This is a genomic window from Staphylococcus ratti, from assembly GCF_020883535.1.
Lineage (GTDB): Bacteria > Bacillota > Bacilli > Staphylococcales > Staphylococcaceae > Staphylococcus > Staphylococcus ratti.
Genome location: NZ_CP086654.1, coordinates 1769836 through 1790846 on the forward strand (window position 1 = coordinate 1769836; position 21011 = coordinate 1790846).

A 21011-nucleotide genomic window follows, 5' to 3' on the forward strand; every position below is an offset into this window, starting at 1 on the left:
ACATAAGCCCTTCTTTTTTAAAGCCTTTTCGGTCTAGGGTATCAATACAATAAAACATCAATATTTCAACTTACTTACATTAATATTTTATACACAACATTTAAACCTTACTTTGACTCAGAAAACACTTTTTTCACTTTGTCGATGGCAAAATCAAGTTCTTCTTTCGTAATGACTAATGGTGGCGCAAAACGAATCACTGTATCATGCGTTTCTTTACACAAAATACCTTCTTCTTTTAAGCGTTCACAGTACGGACGTGCATTTTCATTTAATTCTACGCCAATAAATAATCCTCGGCCGCGCACTTCTTTAATTGATGGGTGATCAATTTCAAGCAATGCGTTTTTAAAGTATTCACCAAGTTCTTGTGAACGACCCGGTAAATCTTCATCAACAATAACATCTAATGCTGCAATTGATGCTGCACATGCAAGTGGGTTACCACCAAATGTAGAACCGTGTGAACCTGGTGTAAAGACATCTAGTACTTCTTTATCTGCAAGCACTACAGAAATCGGGAATACGCCACCGCCTAATGCTTTACCTAAAATGTAAATATCCGGTTTCACTTCATCCCAGTCTGTTGCAAATAATTTACCTGTACGACCTAAACCAGCTTGAATTTCATCTGCAATGAACAATACATTGTGCTCGTCACACAATTCTCGTACTTGCTTCAAGTAGCCTGCTGGTGGAATGTTAATACCTGCTTCACCTTGAATCGGTTCGATTAATACTGCAGCTGTATTTTCGTTAATCACTTCTTTTAACTGTTCGATATTACCAAATTCAACGTTTGTAAAGCCTTCTAATAACGGACCATAACCACGTTGATATTCTTTTTCAGATGATAAAGAAACGGGCGCCATCGTACGTCCATGGAAGTTACCTACCATCGCTACAATTTCAGCATCGTTCGGTTTAATACCTTTAACATCATAAGCCCAACGACGTGCTGCTTTTAATGCCGTTTCCACTGCTTCTGCACCTGTATTCATAGGAAGTGCCTTTTCTTTACCTGAAAGCTTACAAATCTTTTCATACCATTCGCCTAAGTTTGCACTATGAAAAGCACGTGATACTAATGTTACTTTGTCAGCTTGATCTTTTAACGCTTGAATAATTTTTGGATGTCTATGGCCTTGGTTTACTGCTGAGTATGCCGCAAGCATATCCATATATTTGTTACCTTCAGGATCTTTAACCCATACACCCTCTGCTTCCGAAATAACGATTGGAAGTGGTAAATAGTTATGTGCACCATAATGATTAGTTAATTCTATAATTTGTTCTGATTGATTTGTCACATTAAACGCCCCTTTATTTAAGATAGTTGTAGGGTAAACCACCGTATGTCACAATACAAAACTAAGCATAAACTTGTTTTGATTGTGTGTATGATGGCTTACCCTACCTTAATACATAAAGTATTATATCGCCAAATGGTTATCAACAAACGCTATCGTCTATATAACGTAATTGTACCTTAAGCACACATTGAGACTTTATGCGTATATTATTCAGTTCTTTACAATTATAAGTGTTCTGATACTGTACGACCTTGCATGTGAAGTACTAAGTAGTCTGGTCCACCTGCTTTAGAGTCTGTACCTGACATTTTGAAGCCACCAAATGGTTGGTAACCTACTACAGCACCTGTACATCCACGGTTAAAGTATAAGTTACCTACCATGAAGTCACGACGTGCTTGTTCTAATTTCATTCGGTTGTTTGAAATAACAGCACCTGTTAAACCATATTCTGTATCATTAGCAACCTCAATTGCTTCATCAAAGTCTTTTACTTTTGAGAAACCTACAACAGGTCCGAAAATTTCTTCTTGCATGATACGAGAATTTGGATCTAAGTCTGCAATCACTGTTGGGTGAACGAAGTTACCTTTTTCTTCATCCGTGTTACCACCCGTCACGATGCGCCCTTCTTCTTTACCGATTTCGATATATTTTTTAATTTTATCTAATGATTTTTGATCGATAACTGGACCTACATACGTATCTGGTTCAGCAGCGTTACCTACTTTAATTTTCTCTGTTTCAACTTTAACGCGCTCTAATAATTCATCATAAATATCTTGGTGTGCAATAACTCGTGAACATGCAGAACATTTTTGACCAGAGAAGCCAAATGCTGAATAAACGATTGCGTCTGTAGCAACTTGTAAATCTGCTTCATTGTCTACGATAATCGCATCTTTACCGCCCATTTCAGCAATGACACGTTTAATATGATTTTGTCCTTCTTGAATCACAGCCGCTTTTTGAATAATTTCTTTACCTACGTTTTTAGATCCTGTAAATGAAATTAATCCTACATCTTTGTTTTCGATTAAGAAATCACCAATTTCACTTGATGAACCTGGAATCCAGTTTACAACACCTTTAGGTAAACCAGCTTCTTCAAGAATTTCCATAAATTTGTATGAAATAATTGGTGTATTTGAAGATGGTTTTAATAATACTGTATTACCTGTTACTACTGGTGCTGCTGTTGTACCTGCCATGATTGCATATGCAAAGTTCCAAGGAGAGATAACAACACTTACGCCTACTGGGAGGTAATCAAATTGATTGTACTCACCCGGACGACTATTTACTTTTTTCCCGTCTTTTAATTCAAGCATTTGACGACCATAATATTCCATAAAGTCAATTGCTTCAGCAGTATCTGCATCCGCTTCTTTCCATGGTTTGCCGCCTTCTTTTGATAATAATGCTGAAAATTCATGTTTACGCTTACGTGTTAATTCCGCTGCACGGAATAAAATATTCGCACGTACTTTAGGATCTACATTTCTCCATGTTTTAAATGCCTCTTTAGCTGCCTCTAATGCCTTTTGAGCATGCTCTTTAGACGCTTTAGATACATAACCAATTGTTTCCTCACGATTAGATGGGTTATATACACGTGTTTTATCTTCTGTATAAACGCGTTCCCCGCCAATGATTAAAGGGTATTCTTGGCCCAATTCACCCTCTACCTTTTCTAGAGCGCGAAAATATGCCTCGCGGTTTTCCTCTTTTGTAAAATCTGTAAATGGTTCATGTTTATATGGAATCATTCATAAATCCTCCCTTGTTTATTTTGAAAAAGCACTTATTATCATCATGACATATCACAAGTAGGATGTAAAAGATTTTTTCAGTCTTTACTGAATTATCACAATTTTTGTGGTAATTTGTATCTTTAACACTCTAAAGCGACTAATCTGCTCGAATTGAAGCGCTTTCATTCACAAGCATTATAGCGTTTAATCCTAGCAAATTCAACCTCTTTAAAGGTGTAAATTTAGACTCATCTCGAAATCAAATTGCAGTAGACAGCAAGTTTACATAAATATTTACATAAAAAAGCCAAATGACGATGACACATCATTTGGCTCTTGTTTAATCGGTTTCGTCTTGCATTTGTCGCTTTGACTGTTTCACCCAATATGGTAAGCGTTCTTTTAAAGTTTGAAACCCATAAGTTTCAGTCTCTTTGATTTCGTCCAATACTGAACGTTTTTCTTTTTTACGCTCATAATTTCTAAAATAATCATTGTCTTTTAAAGACAAATTCAGTTTCCCTGATTCATCAATTGAAATGATTTTCGCCCTTACCGTTTGACCTTGTGATAAAAGCTTTTTTAAATTATGCACATAATCATCCATAATTTCTGAAATATGAATAAGTCCTTCAGTATTGTCAGGGGTTTCAACGAAAGCACCGTAGGGTTGAATACCAGTCACACGTACTTTTATGTGTTGACCAACACGATACTGTTTTTTCAACTTGTATAACCCCTTATTTAATTTGAACTTCAACAGTATCATCATAGCACATATTTTTTCAGAATCCTAACTTTTAAATAAGTCATCCACATTATCATTCATGTAAAATGAGGTATTATGTTTGCATTTTACTTTCTGAAAATAGTTATATCATTGTTTACATACACATTTTAAAAGTTTTGTCCTATATCCTTTTAATGTCCAGCCATCCAAGGTCTTGTTGCAGTATTAGCCCTTTTCCCACCTCGAGTAAGCGCGTCTCTTTTAACACGCCTTGGTTGTTGTCCTTTTTCAATGCGTTGTTTCAATTTTTTATCCATCTGATACGTTTGAAAAGTTGTAAATTGTCTCTTGGCAATTTGATGACATGAAGGACATGATGCTTTTTCATGAGACACTTGCATGGATTGACGTAAAGTAAATGACCCGCACGTTTTACATAAATACGTATAATTTGGCATTAATCTTCATCCATTTCTGGGAGAACCCCTTTTTTGAAAATCTCTCGAGGAATCGCAATCGTACAACAAGCGTTAGGTACATCAACAATACCTGCAACTGTTCCTTGCACTGGGGCTGTTCCTAATAACATATAGGCTTGCTCTCCTGTGAAACCGCGCGTTTTCAAAAATTCAATTGCATTTAAACATGCATTCTTATACGCCGTATTCGCATCTAGATAGGTTTGCTTTCCAGAAGAGGCATTAACCGAAATACCTTCGAACACAATATAATCCGTGTAATTAGGCATCACTGGTCCAGGATTAAACGCTGGATTTTTCTTAATACTGTATTTTTCCATACCATTTTTAATCACGTTTACACGTAAGTCAATCCATCCGGGCATTTCAATACCACCACAAAAAGTAATTTCACCATCGCCTTGTGAAAAATGTAAGTCTCCCACCGAGAGTTTCGCTCCTTCTACAAATACTGGAAAATAAATACGTGAGCCTTTAGATAAATTTTTAATGTCGCAGTTTCCACCATTTTCACGGGGTGGCACTGTACGTGCCCCTTCTTTTGCAACACGGTCAAACGCGTTGCCTTTCAAAGTGCCTAACACTGCTGCATCTTCAGTCGGCAAATTAGCTAAAACAGGTACGCGGTTCGGATCTGTATCAACGAGCGCTTTTTCGCGTCGATTCCATTCATTTAGCATCTCTTGAGACGGAGCCACACCAATCAAACCTGGATGTATAATTCCCGCAAATTCCACACCAGGAACATGGCGACTTGTTGCATAAATACCGTTAAAATCCCATATCGATTTTTGAGCGTGAGGATAATAATCTACTAAAAAGCTTCCTCCGTTCGTTTTATCGAAAATGCCATTAAATCCCCATTCATGCTCTGGAAACACACCGATATCAAGAATATCTACGACTAATAAATCACCGGGGTTGACCCCGTTCACATAAACAGGTCCACTAAGTACATGCACACGGTTCAAGTTTACATTTTTGATATCACTTGGATCATCATTATTAGAAATTTGTCCGTCGGTCCAATCTAAGCATTCCATTCTAAAAACTTCTCCGGGATCTACCGAAAAAGCTGCCGGAATATCTGGATGCCATCTGTTGTGTCCTGGATGTGCTTGCTCATCCATTTTTTTGTTCAAATCAATACTAAATAATTTTTTTGGCATAGTTTTATCCCCCTCTTTATATGGTGATAGTCGCTACGACTATTAGTGTTAAATTACCCTAAAGAGCGGCATGTACTCTATGATTCGACACAAATTCCCTCAATCTTTTGTTTATGACCACTTATTTCAGCACACAATTCTTTATCAATTGATATCAAAACAAACTTGCACCGTTCTAACATAAAAAAGAGCGACAAAGAAAACTAATCTCGCTTTCTCCATCGCTCACTTAAGACGACTCATATTTTAAATATCACATTGCTGTTGAAGACTAACCGCTTGAGTTGCTTTTTCCAAGCACATGTCGTATGGTAGCAATTCGTCAAACGAAAACTGGAAAATGTCTTGAAAAGCATGTGCGATAGCTGCAGGATCACCAAGTTGATGCACAGCATCCATCATTTCATAGACTTCAGCATCTCCAAGTGTTTTATCTTCAAAATTCATCGGATTCCATGATGATAACAATTGATATAATTGAATGTTTAAATCGTTGTTTGCCATTCACAAACTCCCTTCGACCACGCTCCTCATCTATTGTTACGCAGTTGGCGCATCCACAATATCAATAGATTCAATGACAGCATCATAAGCTGGTTTGTCGCCAGGGCCCACTTTTACGTTAGCAATATCTTCTAACGTTTTGTCTCCTTCAATTAATTGACCGAATACAGTATGCTTTTGATCCAACCAAGGCGTTCCACCTTTTTCTCGGTAAGCATCCGCTATTTCTTTAGGCCAGCCACCATCTTCTAATTGATTTAACATTTGAGCTGGCAATTCTTTCATTTGTACGATGAAAAATTGTGAACCGTTCGTTCCTGGTCCAGCATTTGCCATAGATAAAGCACCGTAAAGATTAAATGCTTCCATTGAAAATTCATCTTCAAAAGGCGCACCGTAAATACTTTCACCACCCATACCAGTACCAGTTGGGTCGCCACCTTGAATCATAAAATCATTAATTACACGATGGAAAGTAATCCCATTATAGTAACCTTGTTTTGAAAGTTCCACAAAGTTTTGAACCGTTTTTGGTGCAATATCTGGGAAAAGCTTTAAAGTCATATCTCCCATATTTGTATGCATCACTGCTTTAATCTCATTGTTTTGTATATCTTTAGTAAGTTGAGGATAATTCGTCATTTGTCATTTCTCCATTCATGTTAAACTAATATAAGCATATATTAACATATTCAAGAAAGGAAAGAATAACTATGCGCTATCGATTTGCACATAAAACAGGTGTTTATGGCGTAGAAATTGTTGAAACACATCAAGATCAAGTTCTCATCAAAGTCATGCAAGTCATTAAACATCCAAAACAAGGCGATTTACACCATCCGAACGAAGTAGAAGGCGTTTTTTTTCACGAGCGCAAAGCTCTAAGTTTATATGAAAAACGTTACACGTCAAAAAGTAAATTAAAACCGTTTGAAGAGAAAGAAATACCTTATCCAACATCTTTACAACACGCACTTACAGCATTAGAAGAACAACTTAAATCGGAGCAAACGTCTTTTAACGAAAAATCATTAGAATGTTTAAAAGCACTTAAAATAGATTATGAACGTCAATACAAAAGAAAATTCGATTAATTTCACTTTTATTTTGGACGTGTTTCTTCTTATTTAAGAGCACCTAAAAAATCAACCCTATCCTTTTCTAGGGTTGATTTTCTTAACTTTCATAATCATGTATAATAGAGGTAATGTAGTTTTATGAAGGAGGACAATTTATGAGTTGGTTACATATTGCGGTCATTTTGCCGTTGATATTCGCACTGCTCATACCTGTTTTGTATCGTTTTTATAAACGTGTGCATTTAGGTTGGTTTGTGTTACCGATTCCAGTAGTGTTGTTCGCATACTTTTTAACGTATCTTCAACCTACGATATCTGGTCATTACGAAATCGCTTCCGCAAAATGGATGCCACAAATCGGAATGAACTTTGACATCTACATAGATGGACTCGGCTTATTATTTAGTTTGTTAATTACCGGTATTGGGAGTCTTGTTGTACTTTATTCTATTAGTTATTTAAGCCGTTCTGAACAACTAGGTAATTTTTATTGCTACTTACTTATGTTTATGAGTGCCATGTTAGGGGTTGTACTTTCAGACAATTTACTTGTTCTATATTTATTCTGGGAGCTAACTTCATTTTCAAGTTTCTTGCTCATCTCATTTTGGCGTCATAAAGATAAGTCTTTATATGGTGCAATGAAGTCAATGATTATTACAGTATTTGGGGGATTGTCATTACTTGGTGGCTTTATTTTACTTTTTATCGCTTCAGAAACATGGAGTATTCGAGAAATTATTAGTCACATTAATGAAATACAATCTTCACCATTTTTCCTTTTAGCAATGATATTTATTATTCTTGGAGCGATGACTAAATCAGCTCAATTTCCATTTTACATTTGGTTACCTGATGCGATGGAAGCTCCTACACCTGTAAGTGCTTACCTCCATTCAGCAACGATGGTAAAAGCTGGAATTTATTTAATCGCTCGATTTACGCCTATTTTCGCGATATCACAAGGCTGGATCTGGGCTGTCACGTTATTCGGGCTCATCACACTTTTCTGGGGTTCATTGAATGCGACGAAACAGCAAGACCTCAAAGGTATTTTAGCATTTTCGACGGTCTCTCAACTTGGTATGATTATGTCTATGCTAGGTATTGGTGCTGTCAGCTACCATTTCAATGGGGCACAAAACCAATTTTATATCGCCGCTTATAGTGCAGCCATTTTCCATTTAATCAATCATGCCACATTTAAAGGGGCATTGTTTATGATTACAGGTGCTGTCGATCACGCAACAGGAACACGTGATATCAAAAAATTAGGTGGCTTAATGACGATTATGCCGATTTCTTTCACACTGGCTATCGTTACGTCACTCAGTATGGCAGGTGTACCTCCATTTAATGGCTTCTTGTCTAAAGAACAATTTTTAGAAGCGATGATTGAGGTTACTAGCGCCAACATTTTCAGTCTTAATACAGTAGGGCTTTTACTCCCTATTATTGCTGTGATTGGTAGTATTTTTACGTTTGTTTATTCATTTAAATTTATCAGCGAGATTTTCTTAGGTCGACACCAACCTGAGGCATTGCCTCACAAAGCGCACGAAGCATCGCTACTTATGAATATTTCGCCAATCATCTTATCAACATTAGTTATTGCAATTGGTTTATTTCCAAGCTTAGTATCTGGTCCATTAGTAGAACCAGCTGTTAAATCAATCGCAAATGTAGATAGTGTTACTGCTAAGTTTCATTTATGGCATGGGTTCACACCTGCCTTTATGGCTACACTCATTATCTATGCAGTTGGGGCGATATTACTTTTAACGCATAAAAAATGGGTAGGCATCCTTAAAGCAATGCCACAATGGCTCACGTTTAACCACTGGTATAATCAAGCAGGACGCTATTCTCCATTTTATGCGACACAATTAACACGTACTTACATGACAGGGTTTAGCCGTAATAATATCGTCATTATTTTTGGAACACTCATTCTTATTACAGCTATAACGTTAATTTCAGCACCGTTTACTTTTGATTTTAAACACGTTTCACCTATACGCCCTTATGAGTTTATTTCGGTTATTACAATTATTATTGCGGCAGTGATGATTATATTTGCACGTTCGCGTCTATTCAGCATTATTATGCTAAGTGCAGTGGGATATTCCATGGCGATCTTTTTCATATTCTTTAATGCGCCAGACCTTGCGCTCACACAATTTGTCGTTGAAACAATTACAACAGCACTGTTTTTACTTTGTTTCTATCACTTGCCAAATATGAGCCGTTACAATGAAACACCGAAATTCAAAATCGTTAACGCTATGATTTCTATAGGTGTTGGTCTTGTCGTTACAATTCTTGGGTTGATCGCTTACGGCAATCGTCATTTTGTTTCAATTAGTGAATTCTATAAAAAGCACGTTTACGATCTTGCAGAAGGTAAAAATATGGTTAACGTTATTTTAGTTGACTTCCGTGGTACCGATACACTGTTCGAATCAGCCGTACTCGGTATCGCCGGTATGGCCATCTACACATTAATCAAATTACGTGCGAAACATAAAAATGGTTACGAAAGGGTTGAGAACAGTGAACAGACAGAAAAATGATTTAATCTCACAATATTCTGCGCTTATCATCTTTTTCTTAATAATGATGTTCGGTTTCTCTCTCTTTTTAGCTGGACACTACACACCTGGGGGCGGCTTTATTGGAGGGCTTCTCGTCTCAAGTGCATTAGTCATCATCGCTGTAGCATTTGATGTTAAAACTTTACGTAAAGTCTTTCCATGGGATTTTAAAAAATTAATTGCTTTAGGTTTAGCATTTTGTGTATTTTCACCTATGCTTAGCTGGTTATATGGTAAAAATTTCTTTACACATACTTCTGTAGATATCCCTTTACCGCTATTAGCGCCTATGCATGTCCACACTGCTGTGCTTTTTGATACCGGTGTATTATTTGTAGTTATAGGTACCGTTTTAACCATTATCTTAACGATTGGAGAGAATGAGTAATGGAAATCGTTTTAATTGTCATTTGTGGCTTACTTACATCAATTGGCGTGTACCTCATTCTATCTAAAAGTTTGATTCGTATTATCATTGGTACCGCCTTATTAACGCACGCTGCAAACTTATTTTTATTAACTATGGGAGGACTTAAAACAGGGAACGTTCCAATTTTTGAAAAAGACGTTACAAATTATGTTGATCCCATTCCACAAGCTTTAATTTTAACGGCAATTGTTATTTCATTTGCTGTAACTGCCTTTTTCTTAGTACTCGCATTCCGAAGTTACAAAGAATTAGGCACAGACAACGTAGAACGCATGAAAGGAGTGCCACAAGATGATGATGAATGAGAACTTAATTGTAATGCTTGTGGCTATTCCTGTTATTACCACGATATTCCTTATTTTTAGTGGTTTGCGCCCATACATTAAACGTTATATCGCACTAACAGGGACATTCATTACACTTGGTTTTGCGATTTGGAATTTAGTTAATGTATGGCAAACAGGGCACCCTATCGTCTTAGAACTCGGCTCTTGGAAAGCCCCTTATAGTATCGTATTTGTTTTAGACTTGTTCAGTGCCCTACTTGTCACGACAAGTACAATCATCACCGTGTTAATTATTTTATTTTCATATCAATCTATCGGTTTACACCGCGAAACTTATTACTATTATTTCACAGTAATGTTTATGCTTGCTGGAATTAACGGCGCATTCATTACAGGAGACATCTTTAACTTATTCGTATTTTTTGAAGTTTTTCTTATGGCTTCATATGGACTTATGGTAATTGGTGGTACTAAAATCCAACTTCAAGAAAGTGTGAAATATTTATTAGTAAACGTCGTTTCTTCCGCATTTTTTGTTATGGGCGTTGCCATTCTTTATTCTGTGGTAGGCACATTAAATATGGCGGACATTAGTGTAAAATTAGGCGAAGTTTCAAAAACGCATCCCGGATTAATTAGCATTGTATTTATTTTATTTATATTCGTATTTGCTACTAAAGCAGGTACTTTCCCAATGTACGTATGGTTACCTGGTGCGTACTATGCCCCACCTTTTGCGATCATCGCATTTTTTGGTGCGTTACTGACAAAAGTGGGTGTCTACGCTATTGCGCGTACAATGAGCTTGTTTTTCCAAAATACTTTGTCTATTTCGCACTATACTATTTTAGCGCTTGCCTTATTAACAATTGTTTTAGGGTCGGTAGGTGCAGTTGCTTATCGCGACACAAAGCGTATCATTTTATATAATATTATGATTGCTGTCGGTGTGATTTTAGTTGGTGTCGCCATGATGAATCAATCCGGTATTATTGGCGCCATTTACTATACGCTTCACGACATGCTTGTTAAAGCCGCTTTATTTTTCTTAATCGGTATTATGTATAAAATTACGAAGACGACGGATTTACGCAAGTTTGGTGGACTTATTCATCATTATCCATTGTTAGGTTGGACATTCTTTATCGCTGATTTAAGTTTAGCAGGTATTCCACCATTTAGTGGTTTTTACGGTAAACTTTATATTGTACAAGCAACTTTTGAAAAAGGCTTTTACCTCAGTGGTATCATTGTACTTGTATCAAGTTTAGTCGTTCTTTATTCAGTCATTAACATTTTCCTTCGTGGTTTCTTTGGAAAAAGTTATGGCTATGTTTATAATCCGCGATTACATCATAGAGGCCTTTTAGCTGTAGCAGTCCTTGCAGTTGTCATTACTGTAGTATTCGGATTAACTGCTGAACAGTTATATCCACTTATTTCAGAAGGTGCGAAATCTTTCTATCAACCTGACATCTATGTCCAAAGCGTTTTGGGAGGCGATTAAATGGCAGTTCAAATATTAATTAACATTATACTTGCTGTCTTTTGGCTGTTTTTATCAGGTAGCTATACGATGAACTCTTTTGTCCTAGGCTTTTTATTCGCCTTATTATTAGTGTATCTGATGCGTCACATTTTACCTGGTCGTTTTTATCTCATTACACTTTTTAAAGTCATTCAACTCGCTTTCATTTTTATCATCGAATTAGTGAAAGCAAACTTTGACGTTTTTAAAGTTATTATGCAACCACAATCTAAAAACGAATCTGCTTTCTTTGTATATGAAACTGAGTTAGAACATAAGTGGCAAGTCGCATTACTATCCAACCTGATTACATTAACACCAGGTACCGTCGTAATCGGTGTCAATGATGACATGAAGCGTTTATACATTCATTGTTTAGATTTTTCGACGAAAGAAGCGGAAGTAGCTTCCATTAAAAATTCACTTGAAAAAGCCGTGAAAGAGGTAGGTGAATCCTAATGAACTATGACATTTTTATTATTATTGCGCTTATCATTGTAGTCCTTTCAATATTGGCAATGTTAGTCCGTGTGATTTTAGGGCCTACCCTACCAGATCGTGTTGTTGCACTTGACGCGATTGGCATCCAGCTTATGGCTGTAGTAGGATTATTTTCAATTATTTTAGGCACACATTATATGATTGTAGCCATCCTTTTAATTGGAATCCTTGCCTTTTTAGGCACTGCCGTTTTCGCGAAATTTATGGATAAAGGTGAGGTGATTGAATATGACAGAGACCATCGTGATTAGTATTGGCATCATTCTTGTTCTTATCGGCGCATTATTCAGTGCGCTAGCTGCGATCGGTATTTTAAAGCTAGATGATGTTTATTCACGTGCGCATGCAGCAGGTAAAGCCGCTACACTTGGCGCAATGTTGCTCTTAACTGGCGTGTTCATTTATTTCATCGGTAAGGAAGGCTATGTTAACTTCCAATTATTAATCGGCATACTTTTCGTCTTTATTACAGGACCACTCGCAAGCCATATGATTTTAAAATCTGCCTATAATTTAAAATCCCCCGCTTCTAAACGCTTGAAATTAGATGAAGTTAAAGAAGATTTGAAAGGGAAAAAATTATAAAACTAAAAAAGGCTAAGTTGCGTACACAACTTAGCCTTTTTTAATTATCTTTTTTATTGCAATAGTCCCTCTCATGACAGTGATTAATTCACCTTGGGTACTAGAAATTTTTATTTCCCAAACGTGTGTCATTCGACCTTGATGAAGTATGTTTGCCTCTGCCACCACTTTACCTTCTTTTACAGATTTAATATGATTCGCATTCATTTCAAGACCTACCGGTATTTCTCGGTTCAAATCTAAAAGATATGCCGATCCCATAGAACAAGCTGTCTCACCTAAAGCAATCGTCGCTCCGCCATGAAGATATCCGAAAGGTTGTTTGACTTTATCACTCACAGGCATTTCAATTTTAATGTAGCCTTCTTTTTGTTCGATGACTTGCATTTCTAATAATTCCACTAAATTTGTCATAATGACGCCTCCTATTTACAGCAATTATAATACAAGTGCTGCAACAGTTCCCATTATAATCAGAGGAATATTAAAAAATAAAAAGTTCGGAATACACGTGTCACGGATGTGATCATGTTGTCCATCCACATTTAACCCTGCGGTTGGTCCTAATGTAGAATCACTCGCGGGGGAACCAGAATCTCCTAAAGCACTCGCTGTACCAATTAAAGCAATTAAGGCCATTGTGCTCATTCCAAGTGCTTCTCCAAATGGAATGAATAATGCTGCTATAATTGGGATAGTCGCAAATGATGAACCAATGCCCAATGTAATGATTAAACCAATGATGTACATTAACACGATGCTCATAAACATATTGCCACCTGATAGTGTCGTTAAACTACTCACTAATTTTTCAATATCTCCCGTTTTATTCATCACACCTGCAAAACCATTCGCAGTTAAAATGACCACACCGATATATGCCATAATCTTAATGCCTTCAACAAATTGAGCATCTAAAGTTTTCCAATTGTAAACACCAGAAATGAAAAATACTAAAACTCCTGCAAGTGCGCCAAAGATCATTGAATCTGTTAACGTTTGTACGAGAAAGGTAGCTAAAATTGCAATAATAACCATTACAATGACATAAGGTCTTAAAATCACTTTATCATTGGTATTAGCTGTCTCAATCTTTTTATATTGTCTAGGTTTACGGTAATAAAACATCGCCAAAATTAAGCCGATAATGTAGCCACTTGCTGGAATTAGCATTGCTTTCCAAATCATGCCAAACTCAATCGGATGGCGCGCTTTATCAAAGCCCTTTTGTATTATTTCCTGAAAAATATGACCGAATCCAAAAGGAAGTAACACATATGGAAAACATAAACCAAATCCAATGATGATACCGATTAAACGTCGATCTATATTTAATTCATTAAATAAACTTAGTAATGGTGGCACTACAATTGGAATAAATGCAATATGTACTGGAATAACGTTTTGACTCATCACACTTAACGCTAATAAGCTAATGATGATGGCTATTTTCACTTTAATACGAGACACTTTCGTATTTTCCGTTCGGATAGCTTCAATAATGCGGTTTACTAAATAATCTGTAATACCACTATAAGAAATCAACGCCGCGAAACCGCCAAGTAATGCGTAACTTAATGCCACTTCAGCACCATCAACAATATTTTGTGTGAATGTCGTAATTGTTTTATCAATAGGTAATCCTGCAATGAGTCCACCGACTAATGCACTAATAAACAAACTAATGACTACATTTAATCTACACAAACATAAAATAATCATAAGTATTACTGCAACCAAAACTGCATTCATTCCAACTTCTCCTTTAGTTCGTTATCGAGTTAAAGCGTTATGAAAATCATAACAGTTCGATAATTTCATGTCAATGTCGGTTAATAAATAAAACACTGTAGTGCGCCAAATAAAGCATTCTACAGTGTTTAGTTACTTACATTTTTCCGTATTGTTTTTCTAAATAACGCACGATCGTTGCAATTAAATACCCTGTTGGACCTTTTGGACCTTTATGCGTATCTTTTGATATTGTAGCAGGACCCGCAATATCAAAATGCAAATGCGGGGTTTTACCACTAAAATGTGTCACAAATGCTGCTGCAAATAGCGCTTTACCGTCACCATTAATATGATTCGTTAAATCAGCAATATCGGATTTTTTGATATTACGACGTTCCGTTTCTGTAATCGGTAATTCAAATACCGCTTCGTCAGCCAAATGTGCTTGTTCTAAAATGTCATTTAATAATGTAGAAGATGCACCTTTATTGAAAACAGCAGCTTTATCTTCACCAAGCGCCACAATTGCCGCACCTGTTAATGTTGCAAAATCGATAATGAGTGAAGGTTGAAATTGATTCGCATAAAAAGTAGCGTCTCCAAGTACTAAGCGACCTTCTGCATCAGTATTTGGAACTTCTACAGTCTCACCACTTAAAGCTGTAAATACATCATCTGGTTTCATCGCATGTGCTGCAATCATATTTTCTGCCGCAGCAATGACTGCAACAACATTGACTTTCAGTTGAAGTGATTGAATCGCGTCTATCATCCCTATCACATTCGCAGCCCCACACATATCAAATTTCATTGACGGCATCGTTGTTTTAGATTTAATGGTATAACCACCTGAATCATACGTAATACCTTTCCCTACTAAAGCTATCGTTTCAGCATCATTTTCAGGATTCCCTTTGTACTCTAATGTGATCAAACGTGGACCATTGATTGAGCCTTTACCTACTGCATGAATTAAACCAAATCCCTCTTGTTGAATGGTCTCTGCATCTTTAATATCCACATGTACTGCTGCAGATTCAAAATGTTGTGACACAACTGTTGCAAAATAAGAAGGTGTAAGAATATTAGGAGGCATATTGCCTAAATCACGTGCAAAATTAATGGATTGCCCTAATTTCCGACCTAAATCGATCGCTTTTTCATATTGCGCATCCACTTTTGGCTCAAATTGAATATGTAACGTATAAGGTGCTTTTTTATCCGACTTATAGGAATCAAACGTATAAATTGCTTGTTCACGTTGTAATCCCATAATATGAAATATTTTCTCAAGCTCCACAGCTTTCGTATAAAACGTTGGTATATGAATCTTAATTTCAGAAATAGCTTGTTTTTTTAAATATTGAAATATATTTCCCCATACTTTAATATAATCCGCTTCTTTAAGCATTTTCACATTACCTAAACCTACAGTAATGATACGTACTAAATTTTGATTGATGAAGCATGCAGTATCACGTATTTCTCCTAGCTTTGAAGATATAATTTGTTTCGATTTTAGTTCTGTCAATGCGCTAATGAATGCATCATTTTCTTTTACCTCATCTTGATATTGATTGAGGTGTTCGGGTATGCCAATGAGCATAATAGAAGCTTTATCATTTGTTGTCATAGTAACACTCCTTTTTTATTTAATGACAGATTAGATTGTAAAAATAAAATAGAATATATCTCCTCTTATTGTAAATGAGTGATAGCATCACAGCAACACACGCCACTCTCTCTATCATTATCTCAAGCTTTTGTGGATACACCTTAGTTTTTCAAAAACCAATTGACAAAGTATAAAAAAGACTAGGACCCCTCATGTCCTAGTCTTTTTAGTACTTTACATAACGAAAGTTTAGAATTTACCTTTTTTGTATGCTAAACCTAAACCACCAATTTTGAAGATAGCACGTGTATCAATAACACGTTTCATAAAGGCTGCTTTTTTACCAGTAATTTCACGACCGTAAACCAATCCTACACCATCGTGTTTACCTAAAGATGCTACTGTACCACGATCAACATATGTGAAGTTTTCTGTTGGTTCACCTTTTAAAATGTGTTGGATGTTTTTAGCAACATGTTCACCTTGTTGCATCGCAATTTGTGCAGTAGTTGCTAATGGACGTTCTTCACCTTCTGGAATAAACGCTGAACAGTCACCAATAACGAAAATATCATCGTAACCTTCAATTGTTAAATCTTGTTTCGTAACAATACGACCACGTTTTACACCTTCGAATGATTTTTCCATTAATTGACTACCGCGTACACCAGCAGCCCATACTACAGTATTCGCTTCTAAAGTTTGTTCTTGATCATTTACTTTTACTACGAAACCTTTCTCGTTAGCAGCAACGATCGGTGTTCCAACTTTAAATTCCACACCGCGGCTTTCTAAATAACTTACAGCATGATTTACTAATTCGTCTGAGAACATAGGTAACATTTTTGGCGCTGCTTCAACACAAGTAATTTTTACTTTGCTTTGGTCTACACCATATTTATTTGCAAGTTCTGGAATACGATCTGTTAATTCACCTAAGAATTCAACGCCTGTAAATCCAGCACCTCCAACTAAAATTGCTAAATCTTTGTCGTCTTTCGTTTTTGATGCAGCGTAGTTCGCAAATTTATCTTCAATATGACGTGCAATTTTACGAGCAGTATGCACATTTTCAATTTGGAAAGCATGTTCTTTCATACCACTAATTCCAAATGTTTCTGATTCAAAACCTAAACCAACAACTAAAATATCAAAGTCAAATACACCACGTGTTGTCTCAACTTTTTTAGCATTACGATCAATTTTTGTCACTTCAGCACGCACAAATTCTACGTGATCTTTGATAACGCTGTCGATTGGATATAATACATCTTCATAGCTAATTGTACCTGCAGAAGCTTCATGTAACCAAGTTGCTTCGTAATGATAATCATTTTTATTAATTAATGTGATTTGTGCATCTTCTTTTGATAATTGCTTTTGAAGTTTTGATACAGTTTGTAAACCAGCATAACCTGCACCTAAAACAAGTACTTTTTTGCGTTCTGCCATTTCTATTCACCTATTCCTTCATAAATATTAATATTGTAAGTACTGTATACCCTCATAACTTTTTATGTACACAAAATTGTAAAATACAGTTCAGTAATAGTTTATATTTTTTTAACTGTGAATTCAAGTTAATCCTTTAAGAGATAAAAGGATGTCTCCTATTCATATTACACCAACTATAGCAATCAACCTCGACAAAAAAATAAGACTTGTAAAGTCCTACTCCCGTACAAGTCTTATTTGTACATTTAGCAATCTTCCGGAGTGCCTGCAACTTTTGCCGTTCTAAAGGAACTGCCACATCCACATGACGCAATGGCATTTGGATTTTCTATTTGAAATCCACCGCCCATTAATGATTGTTTATAATCAATTGTCGTTCCCTTTAAAATAGGTGCATCTTCTTTGTCGACAAGCACTTTTAAACCATAAAACTCAAGTACTTCATCATTTTCGCTTGGTGCAGCTTCGGCAGTCATACCGTACGTAAGGCCCGTACAACCTCCACCATTCACTTTAACTTTCAAATAACCATCTGGCATGTCATTTTGTTTTAACATGTCTTTAACTTCATAAGCTGCGGCTTCAGTCAGAATAACCGTTGACATTATAAAACCCCTCCTTCTAAAAAATCCAAGTTGTTTCTATATGTGCATAAATATTTTGTAATAATTCGTCTGGTGTATTGCCTTCTATTAAATCCCCGTTCACAAGTGCATAAAGCCCCGATGAACAAATCCCACATTGCTGTAGGCATCCATAATCGAGCACATCCACATTGGGATCACTTTCTAATGTTTGATAAACAGATTCAGAACCCCGCGCCATATTAGAGATACAAAACTCAACAATAGGATTCATGTTTCACCTTCTAGCATATCTTTTTTAGTATTCTCATTATAACAAACTCTGCCACTTCATTCTATGGCCCCCTCTTATTTAAAGCGCTTTAAATCGTTTGTCTTTTATTATAGAATCACTTACTCTAAATCCCCCATAACTTATACAATGATTACACTGTTTATAACTAAAAATATGTCTGAAATTTGACATTTGTTTGTACGTCAAATCAAAAACGTTTATAATTAAATATGAATAATGATATCTGAATTTCATTCTTTTACGAGGCACTTCCAATATGTTGAAGGGGTCTAAAACATATTGTCTGGAGAAATCATATAAAATCAACATTAAAGGGGAATTTATAATGAAGAATTTAGTATTATTAGGCGGCGGTTACGGTAATATGCGTATTTTATCACGAATCTTACCTGATTCTTTACCAGAGGAGTATAGAGTAACACTTATTGATCGCATGCCATATCATGGCTTAAAAACAGAGTTTTATGCGCTTGCTGCAGGTTCTAAATCTGATAAAGACGTTCGTGTCAGCTTTCCAAAGTCAGAACGTATGAATATCGTGTATGGCGAAATTACTGACATTGATTTAGAACAACAAATCATTTCTGTTGGCCAAACACGTGTCGACTATGATGATCTAATTATAGGATTAGGTTGTGAAGATAAATATCATAATGTTCCTGGAGCTAAAGATCATACATACAGCATTCAAACTTTGCAAAAAGCACGTAAAACGTATCATGATATCAGTGAATTACCATCAAATTCACAGGTCGGTATCGTAGGTGCAGGTTTAAGTGGTATTGAACTTGCAAGTGCATTACGTGAAAGTCGCAGTGATATTGAAATCTTTTTATACGATAGAGGCGATCGTATTTTAAATCAGTTTCCAGAAAAATTAAGTAACTATGTTAAAAAATGGTTTGACCAACATGATGTCACTGTTGTGCCGAATTCAGACATTGTGAAAGTAGAACCGGGCATTCTCTATAATAAAGATACCAAAAATGAACATGACTTGATCGTCTGGACAGCAGGGATTCAACCTGTCGAACTCGTGCGCAATTTACCTATTGATTTAAGTCGAAGTAACCGTGTTATCTTAAATCAATATCATCAAATTCCAACGCATCCAAATGTTTACGTCGTTGGAGATTGTGCTGATTTACCTCATGCGCCAAGTGCACAGTTGGCTGAAGAACAAGCTGATCAAATCGCAACTGTTTTAAAAACGCTATGGGAAGGTAAAACACTTCCTGAACAAATGCCAGAAATTAAAATTCAAGGCTTCTTAGGTTCATTAGGTGAGAAAAAAGGCTTTGCTTACTTAATGGATAAAACTGTTACGGGTCGCCTTGCTTCCATTTTAAAATCAGGTGTGCTTTGGTTATACAAATACCATAATGGTTAAGTAGTTCTAACTTTGCTTAAAAACAATCCATATACTTAAAAACGTGACGCGTAATTCTATCACACTGGATTGCTGCGCCACGTTTTTTGTAAATATACACCACTATCATTATCGCACCCAAAATTGTTCTCCTGGCCTTTCAATTATGAAAAGGGAACTGCCATAAGTAATATTGTTTGTCATAGGTTCTTAATCCAAAACCAAATAAAAATTAGACCTTTATATAAGATCAGTATTTTGTTCTCTTTGTTTCTCAATCATTATTACTTGTTGAAATGTTCATCTATAAAACGTGTAATAGGCTTAATTTGAACGTAACCATCCGTTACATACTCATCATTCATTGTCACAAGTGGATAAAACAATTCATCTTCATTGATTTGCTCAATATAATGTTGATCGTGATCCGATAAACCTTCTGTATCTTTTTCAATATCGATGTACGTATATTCAAAATCAATGTTTGGATATTTACGCGCTAAAATAGATTGCAACCAATCATACGTGTTACGTGAACTTGGCGCATTCACACAACTAGCGCAGATGTCATCAGCTCCATAAACAACAACGCTCACTTTAGTCACTAAGAATCCCCTCTCATTTTCAAATATAGATTTTTACTACTGATTCTATTATAATAAAAAAATAAGAGTAATTAGAACCATTTAACTTGAAAGGAGGCATTTTACATGCCAACTGAAAATGCAACAATGTATGACCAAGTTGCTGAGGTCATCGAAAGATTACGTCCTTTCTTATTACGCGATGGCGGAGATTGCGAACTCGTAGATGTTGAAGATGGCATCGTTAAACTTCAATTGTTAGGTGCATGTGGTACATGTCCTAGTAGTACAATTACATTAAAAGCAGGTATTGAACGCGCGCTTGTGGAAGAAGTACCGGGTGTCATTGAAGTTGAACAAGTCTTTTAACATATTAAAAAGATTAAAACTTTCACATTGCCTTAGCCTAAAATCAGACTGAG

Annotated in this window: 24 protein-coding genes; 10 read left to right on the top strand and 14 right to left on the bottom strand. The window is 36.1% G+C overall.

Annotated elements, in window-relative coordinates:
- Positions 1-107: 107 nt before the first annotated feature.
- From LN051_RS08450 to LN051_RS08480, 7 genes are all read right to left on the bottom strand, one after another.
- Complete coding sequence (locus LN051_RS08450; protein ID WP_229292103.1) at positions 108-1310, bottom strand: ornithine--oxo-acid transaminase; 1203 nt, start codon at positions 1308-1310, stop codon at positions 108-110.
- Between the two features lie 227 nt (positions 1311-1537).
- Entirely contained in the window at positions 1538-3082 is a 1545-nt protein-coding gene (gene pruA / locus LN051_RS08455; protein WP_229292104.1) for an L-glutamate gamma-semialdehyde dehydrogenase, read from the bottom strand.
- 325 nt (positions 3083-3407) lie between these two features.
- Positions 3408-3794 (bottom strand): S1 domain-containing post-transcriptional regulator Ygs, encoded by a 387-nt coding sequence (gene ygs / locus LN051_RS08460; RefSeq protein ID WP_229292105.1) that lies wholly within the window; start codon positions 3792-3794, stop codon positions 3408-3410.
- Between the two features lie 194 nt (positions 3795-3988).
- Entirely contained in the window at positions 3989-4255 is a 267-nt protein-coding gene (locus tag LN051_RS08465; protein ID WP_229292106.1) for an FmdB family zinc ribbon protein, read from the bottom strand.
- Positions 4255-5445 (bottom strand): formamidase, encoded by a 1191-nt coding sequence (gene fmdA / locus LN051_RS08470; RefSeq protein ID WP_229292107.1) that lies wholly within the window; start codon positions 5443-5445, stop codon positions 4255-4257. The genes LN051_RS08465 and fmdA overlap by 1 nt, the downstream gene beginning before the upstream one ends.
- Positions 5446-5691: 246 nt before the next feature.
- The gene (locus LN051_RS08475; RefSeq protein ID WP_229292108.1) at positions 5692-5949 is read right to left on the bottom strand and encodes a DUF1871 family protein; all 258 of its coding nucleotides are present in this window, start codon (positions 5947-5949) and stop codon (positions 5692-5694) included.
- A gap of 36 nt (positions 5950-5985) precedes the next feature.
- Positions 5986-6591: a peptidylprolyl isomerase gene (locus LN051_RS08480; RefSeq protein ID WP_229292109.1), complete on the bottom strand. Its 606-nt coding sequence runs from the start codon at positions 6589-6591 to the stop codon at positions 5986-5988.
- Positions 6592-6662: 71 nt separating this feature from the next.
- On the opposite strand from LN051_RS08480, the gene kapB reads away from it, so the two are divergent.
- The 8 genes from kapB to LN051_RS08520 all read left to right on the top strand — a co-directional run bounded on the left by kapB (position 6663) and on the right by LN051_RS08520 (position 12953).
- Positions 6663-7043, top strand: a complete 381-nt coding sequence (gene kapB, locus LN051_RS08485; protein WP_229292110.1) for a sporulation phosphorelay system protein KapB — start codon at positions 6663-6665, stop codon at positions 7041-7043.
- Between the two features lie 140 nt (positions 7044-7183).
- On the top strand, positions 7184-9601 hold the full coding sequence (locus LN051_RS08490; RefSeq protein ID WP_229292111.1) for a Na+/H+ antiporter subunit A: 2418 nt from the start codon (positions 7184-7186) through the stop codon (positions 9599-9601).
- Positions 9582-10010 carry a Na(+)/H(+) antiporter subunit B gene (locus tag LN051_RS08495; protein ID WP_229292112.1) on the top strand — a complete coding sequence of 143 codons (429 nt, stop codon included), beginning with the start codon at positions 9582-9584 and terminating at the stop codon, positions 10008-10010. The genes LN051_RS08490 and LN051_RS08495 overlap by 20 nt, the downstream gene beginning before the upstream one ends.
- Complete coding sequence (mnhC1, locus tag LN051_RS08500; RefSeq protein WP_229292113.1) at positions 10010-10357, top strand: Na+/H+ antiporter Mnh1 subunit C; 348 nt, start codon at positions 10010-10012, stop codon at positions 10355-10357. The genes LN051_RS08495 and mnhC1 overlap by 1 nt, the downstream gene beginning before the upstream one ends.
- Positions 10347-11846: a Na+/H+ antiporter subunit D gene (locus LN051_RS08505; protein WP_229293656.1), complete on the top strand. Its 1500-nt coding sequence runs from the start codon at positions 10347-10349 to the stop codon at positions 11844-11846. The genes mnhC1 and LN051_RS08505 overlap by 11 nt, the downstream gene beginning before the upstream one ends.
- On the top strand, positions 11847-12326 hold the full coding sequence (locus LN051_RS08510) for a Na+/H+ antiporter subunit E (RefSeq protein ID WP_229292114.1): 480 nt from the start codon (positions 11847-11849) through the stop codon (positions 12324-12326). It begins immediately after the preceding gene.
- Positions 12326-12619 carry a Na(+)/H(+) antiporter subunit F1 gene (locus tag LN051_RS08515; RefSeq protein ID WP_229292115.1) on the top strand — a complete coding sequence of 98 codons (294 nt, stop codon included), beginning with the start codon at positions 12326-12328 and terminating at the stop codon, positions 12617-12619. Before LN051_RS08510 ends, LN051_RS08515 begins: the two co-directional genes overlap by 1 nt.
- Positions 12597-12953, top strand: coding sequence for a Na+/H+ antiporter subunit G1 (locus LN051_RS08520; RefSeq protein ID WP_229292116.1), 357 nt, complete (start codon positions 12597-12599; stop codon positions 12951-12953). Before LN051_RS08515 ends, LN051_RS08520 begins: the two co-directional genes overlap by 23 nt.
- Before the next feature lie 30 nt (positions 12954-12983).
- Here LN051_RS08520 and LN051_RS08525 read toward each other — a convergent pair whose 3' ends face one another.
- The 6 genes from LN051_RS08525 to LN051_RS08550 form a co-directional block, all read right to left on the bottom strand.
- Entirely contained in the window at positions 12984-13367 is a 384-nt protein-coding gene (locus tag LN051_RS08525) for a hotdog fold thioesterase (protein ID WP_229292117.1), read from the bottom strand.
- Positions 13368-13391: 24 nt separating this feature from the next.
- Positions 13392-14705, bottom strand: a complete 1314-nt coding sequence (locus LN051_RS08530) for a Na+/H+ antiporter family protein (RefSeq protein ID WP_229292118.1) — start codon at positions 14703-14705, stop codon at positions 13392-13394.
- A gap of 136 nt (positions 14706-14841) precedes the next feature.
- The gene (locus LN051_RS08535; protein WP_229292119.1) at positions 14842-16320 is read right to left on the bottom strand and encodes a M17 family metallopeptidase; all 1479 of its coding nucleotides are present in this window, start codon (positions 16318-16320) and stop codon (positions 14842-14844) included.
- Positions 16321-16551: 231 nt separating this feature from the next.
- The gene (locus LN051_RS08540) at positions 16552-17754 is read right to left on the bottom strand and encodes an NAD(P)/FAD-dependent oxidoreductase (RefSeq protein WP_229292120.1); all 1203 of its coding nucleotides are present in this window, start codon (positions 17752-17754) and stop codon (positions 16552-16554) included.
- A 248-nt stretch (positions 17755-18002) separates the two neighbouring features.
- Positions 18003-18362 carry a HesB/IscA family protein gene (locus LN051_RS08545; RefSeq protein ID WP_229292121.1) on the bottom strand — a complete coding sequence of 120 codons (360 nt, stop codon included), beginning with the start codon at positions 18360-18362 and terminating at the stop codon, positions 18003-18005.
- 16 nt (positions 18363-18378) lie between these two features.
- On the bottom strand, positions 18379-18615 hold the full coding sequence (locus tag LN051_RS08550) for a YuzB family protein (protein ID WP_229292122.1): 237 nt from the start codon (positions 18613-18615) through the stop codon (positions 18379-18381).
- Positions 18616-18961: 346 nt separating this feature from the next.
- On the opposite strand from LN051_RS08550, the gene LN051_RS08555 reads away from it, so the two are divergent.
- Positions 18962-20026 (top strand): NAD(P)/FAD-dependent oxidoreductase, encoded by a 1065-nt coding sequence (locus LN051_RS08555; protein WP_229292123.1) that lies wholly within the window; start codon positions 18962-18964, stop codon positions 20024-20026.
- A 263-nt stretch (positions 20027-20289) separates the two neighbouring features.
- Here the strand turns inward: LN051_RS08555 and LN051_RS08560 are convergent, their stop codons facing one another.
- A complete protein-coding gene (locus tag LN051_RS08560; protein ID WP_229292124.1) occupies positions 20290-20610 on the bottom strand; it encodes a YuzD family protein in 321 nt (106 codons plus the stop codon).
- 105 nt (positions 20611-20715) lie between these two features.
- On the opposite strand from LN051_RS08560, the gene LN051_RS08565 reads away from it, so the two are divergent.
- The gene (locus tag LN051_RS08565) at positions 20716-20958 is read left to right on the top strand and encodes a NifU family protein (protein ID WP_039646585.1); all 243 of its coding nucleotides are present in this window, start codon (positions 20716-20718) and stop codon (positions 20956-20958) included.
- Positions 20959-21011 lie beyond the last annotated feature (53 nt).

Coding starts and splice junctions, on each gene's coding strand:
- pruA (WP_229292104.1), bottom strand. CDS start 3,082: ATGATTCCATATAAACATGAACCATTTACAGATTTTACAAAAGAGGAA.
- LN051_RS08465 (WP_229292106.1), bottom strand. CDS start 4,255: ATGCCAAATTATACGTATTTATGTAAAACGTGCGGGTCATTTACTTTA.
- fmdA (WP_229292107.1), bottom strand. CDS start 5,445: ATGCCAAAAAAATTATTTAGTATTGATTTGAACAAAAAAATGGATGAG.
- LN051_RS08475 (WP_229292108.1), bottom strand. CDS start 5,949: ATGGCAAACAACGATTTAAACATTCAATTATATCAATTGTTATCATCA.
- LN051_RS08480 (WP_229292109.1), bottom strand. CDS start 6,591: ATGACGAATTATCCTCAACTTACTAAAGATATACAAAACAATGAGATT.
- kapB (WP_229292110.1), top strand. CDS start 6,663: ATGCGCTATCGATTTGCACATAAAACAGGTGTTTATGGCGTAGAAATT.
- LN051_RS08490 (WP_229292111.1), top strand. CDS start 7,184: ATGAGTTGGTTACATATTGCGGTCATTTTGCCGTTGATATTCGCACTG.
- mnhC1 (WP_229292113.1), top strand. CDS start 10,010: ATGGAAATCGTTTTAATTGTCATTTGTGGCTTACTTACATCAATTGGC.
- LN051_RS08505 (WP_229293656.1), top strand. CDS start 10,347: ATGATGAATGAGAACTTAATTGTAATGCTTGTGGCTATTCCTGTTATT.
- LN051_RS08510 (WP_229292114.1), top strand. CDS start 11,847: ATGGCAGTTCAAATATTAATTAACATTATACTTGCTGTCTTTTGGCTG.
- LN051_RS08515 (WP_229292115.1), top strand. CDS start 12,326: ATGAACTATGACATTTTTATTATTATTGCGCTTATCATTGTAGTCCTT.
- LN051_RS08520 (WP_229292116.1), top strand. CDS start 12,597: ATGACAGAGACCATCGTGATTAGTATTGGCATCATTCTTGTTCTTATC.
- LN051_RS08525 (WP_229292117.1), bottom strand. CDS start 13,367: ATGACAAATTTAGTGGAATTATTAGAAATGCAAGTCATCGAACAAAAA.
- LN051_RS08530 (WP_229292118.1), bottom strand. CDS start 14,705: ATGAATGCAGTTTTGGTTGCAGTAATACTTATGATTATTTTATGTTTG.
- LN051_RS08535 (WP_229292119.1), bottom strand. CDS start 16,320: ATGACAACAAATGATAAAGCTTCTATTATGCTCATTGGCATACCCGAA.
- LN051_RS08540 (WP_229292120.1), bottom strand. CDS start 17,754: ATGGCAGAACGCAAAAAAGTACTTGTTTTAGGTGCAGGTTATGCTGGT.
- LN051_RS08545 (WP_229292121.1), bottom strand. CDS start 18,362: ATGTCAACGGTTATTCTGACTGAAGCCGCAGCTTATGAAGTTAAAGAC.
- LN051_RS08550 (WP_229292122.1), bottom strand. CDS start 18,615: ATGAATCCTATTGTTGAGTTTTGTATCTCTAATATGGCGCGGGGTTCT.
- LN051_RS08555 (WP_229292123.1), top strand. CDS start 18,962: ATGAAGAATTTAGTATTATTAGGCGGCGGTTACGGTAATATGCGTATT.
- LN051_RS08565 (WP_039646585.1), top strand. CDS start 20,716: ATGCCAACTGAAAATGCAACAATGTATGACCAAGTTGCTGAGGTCATC.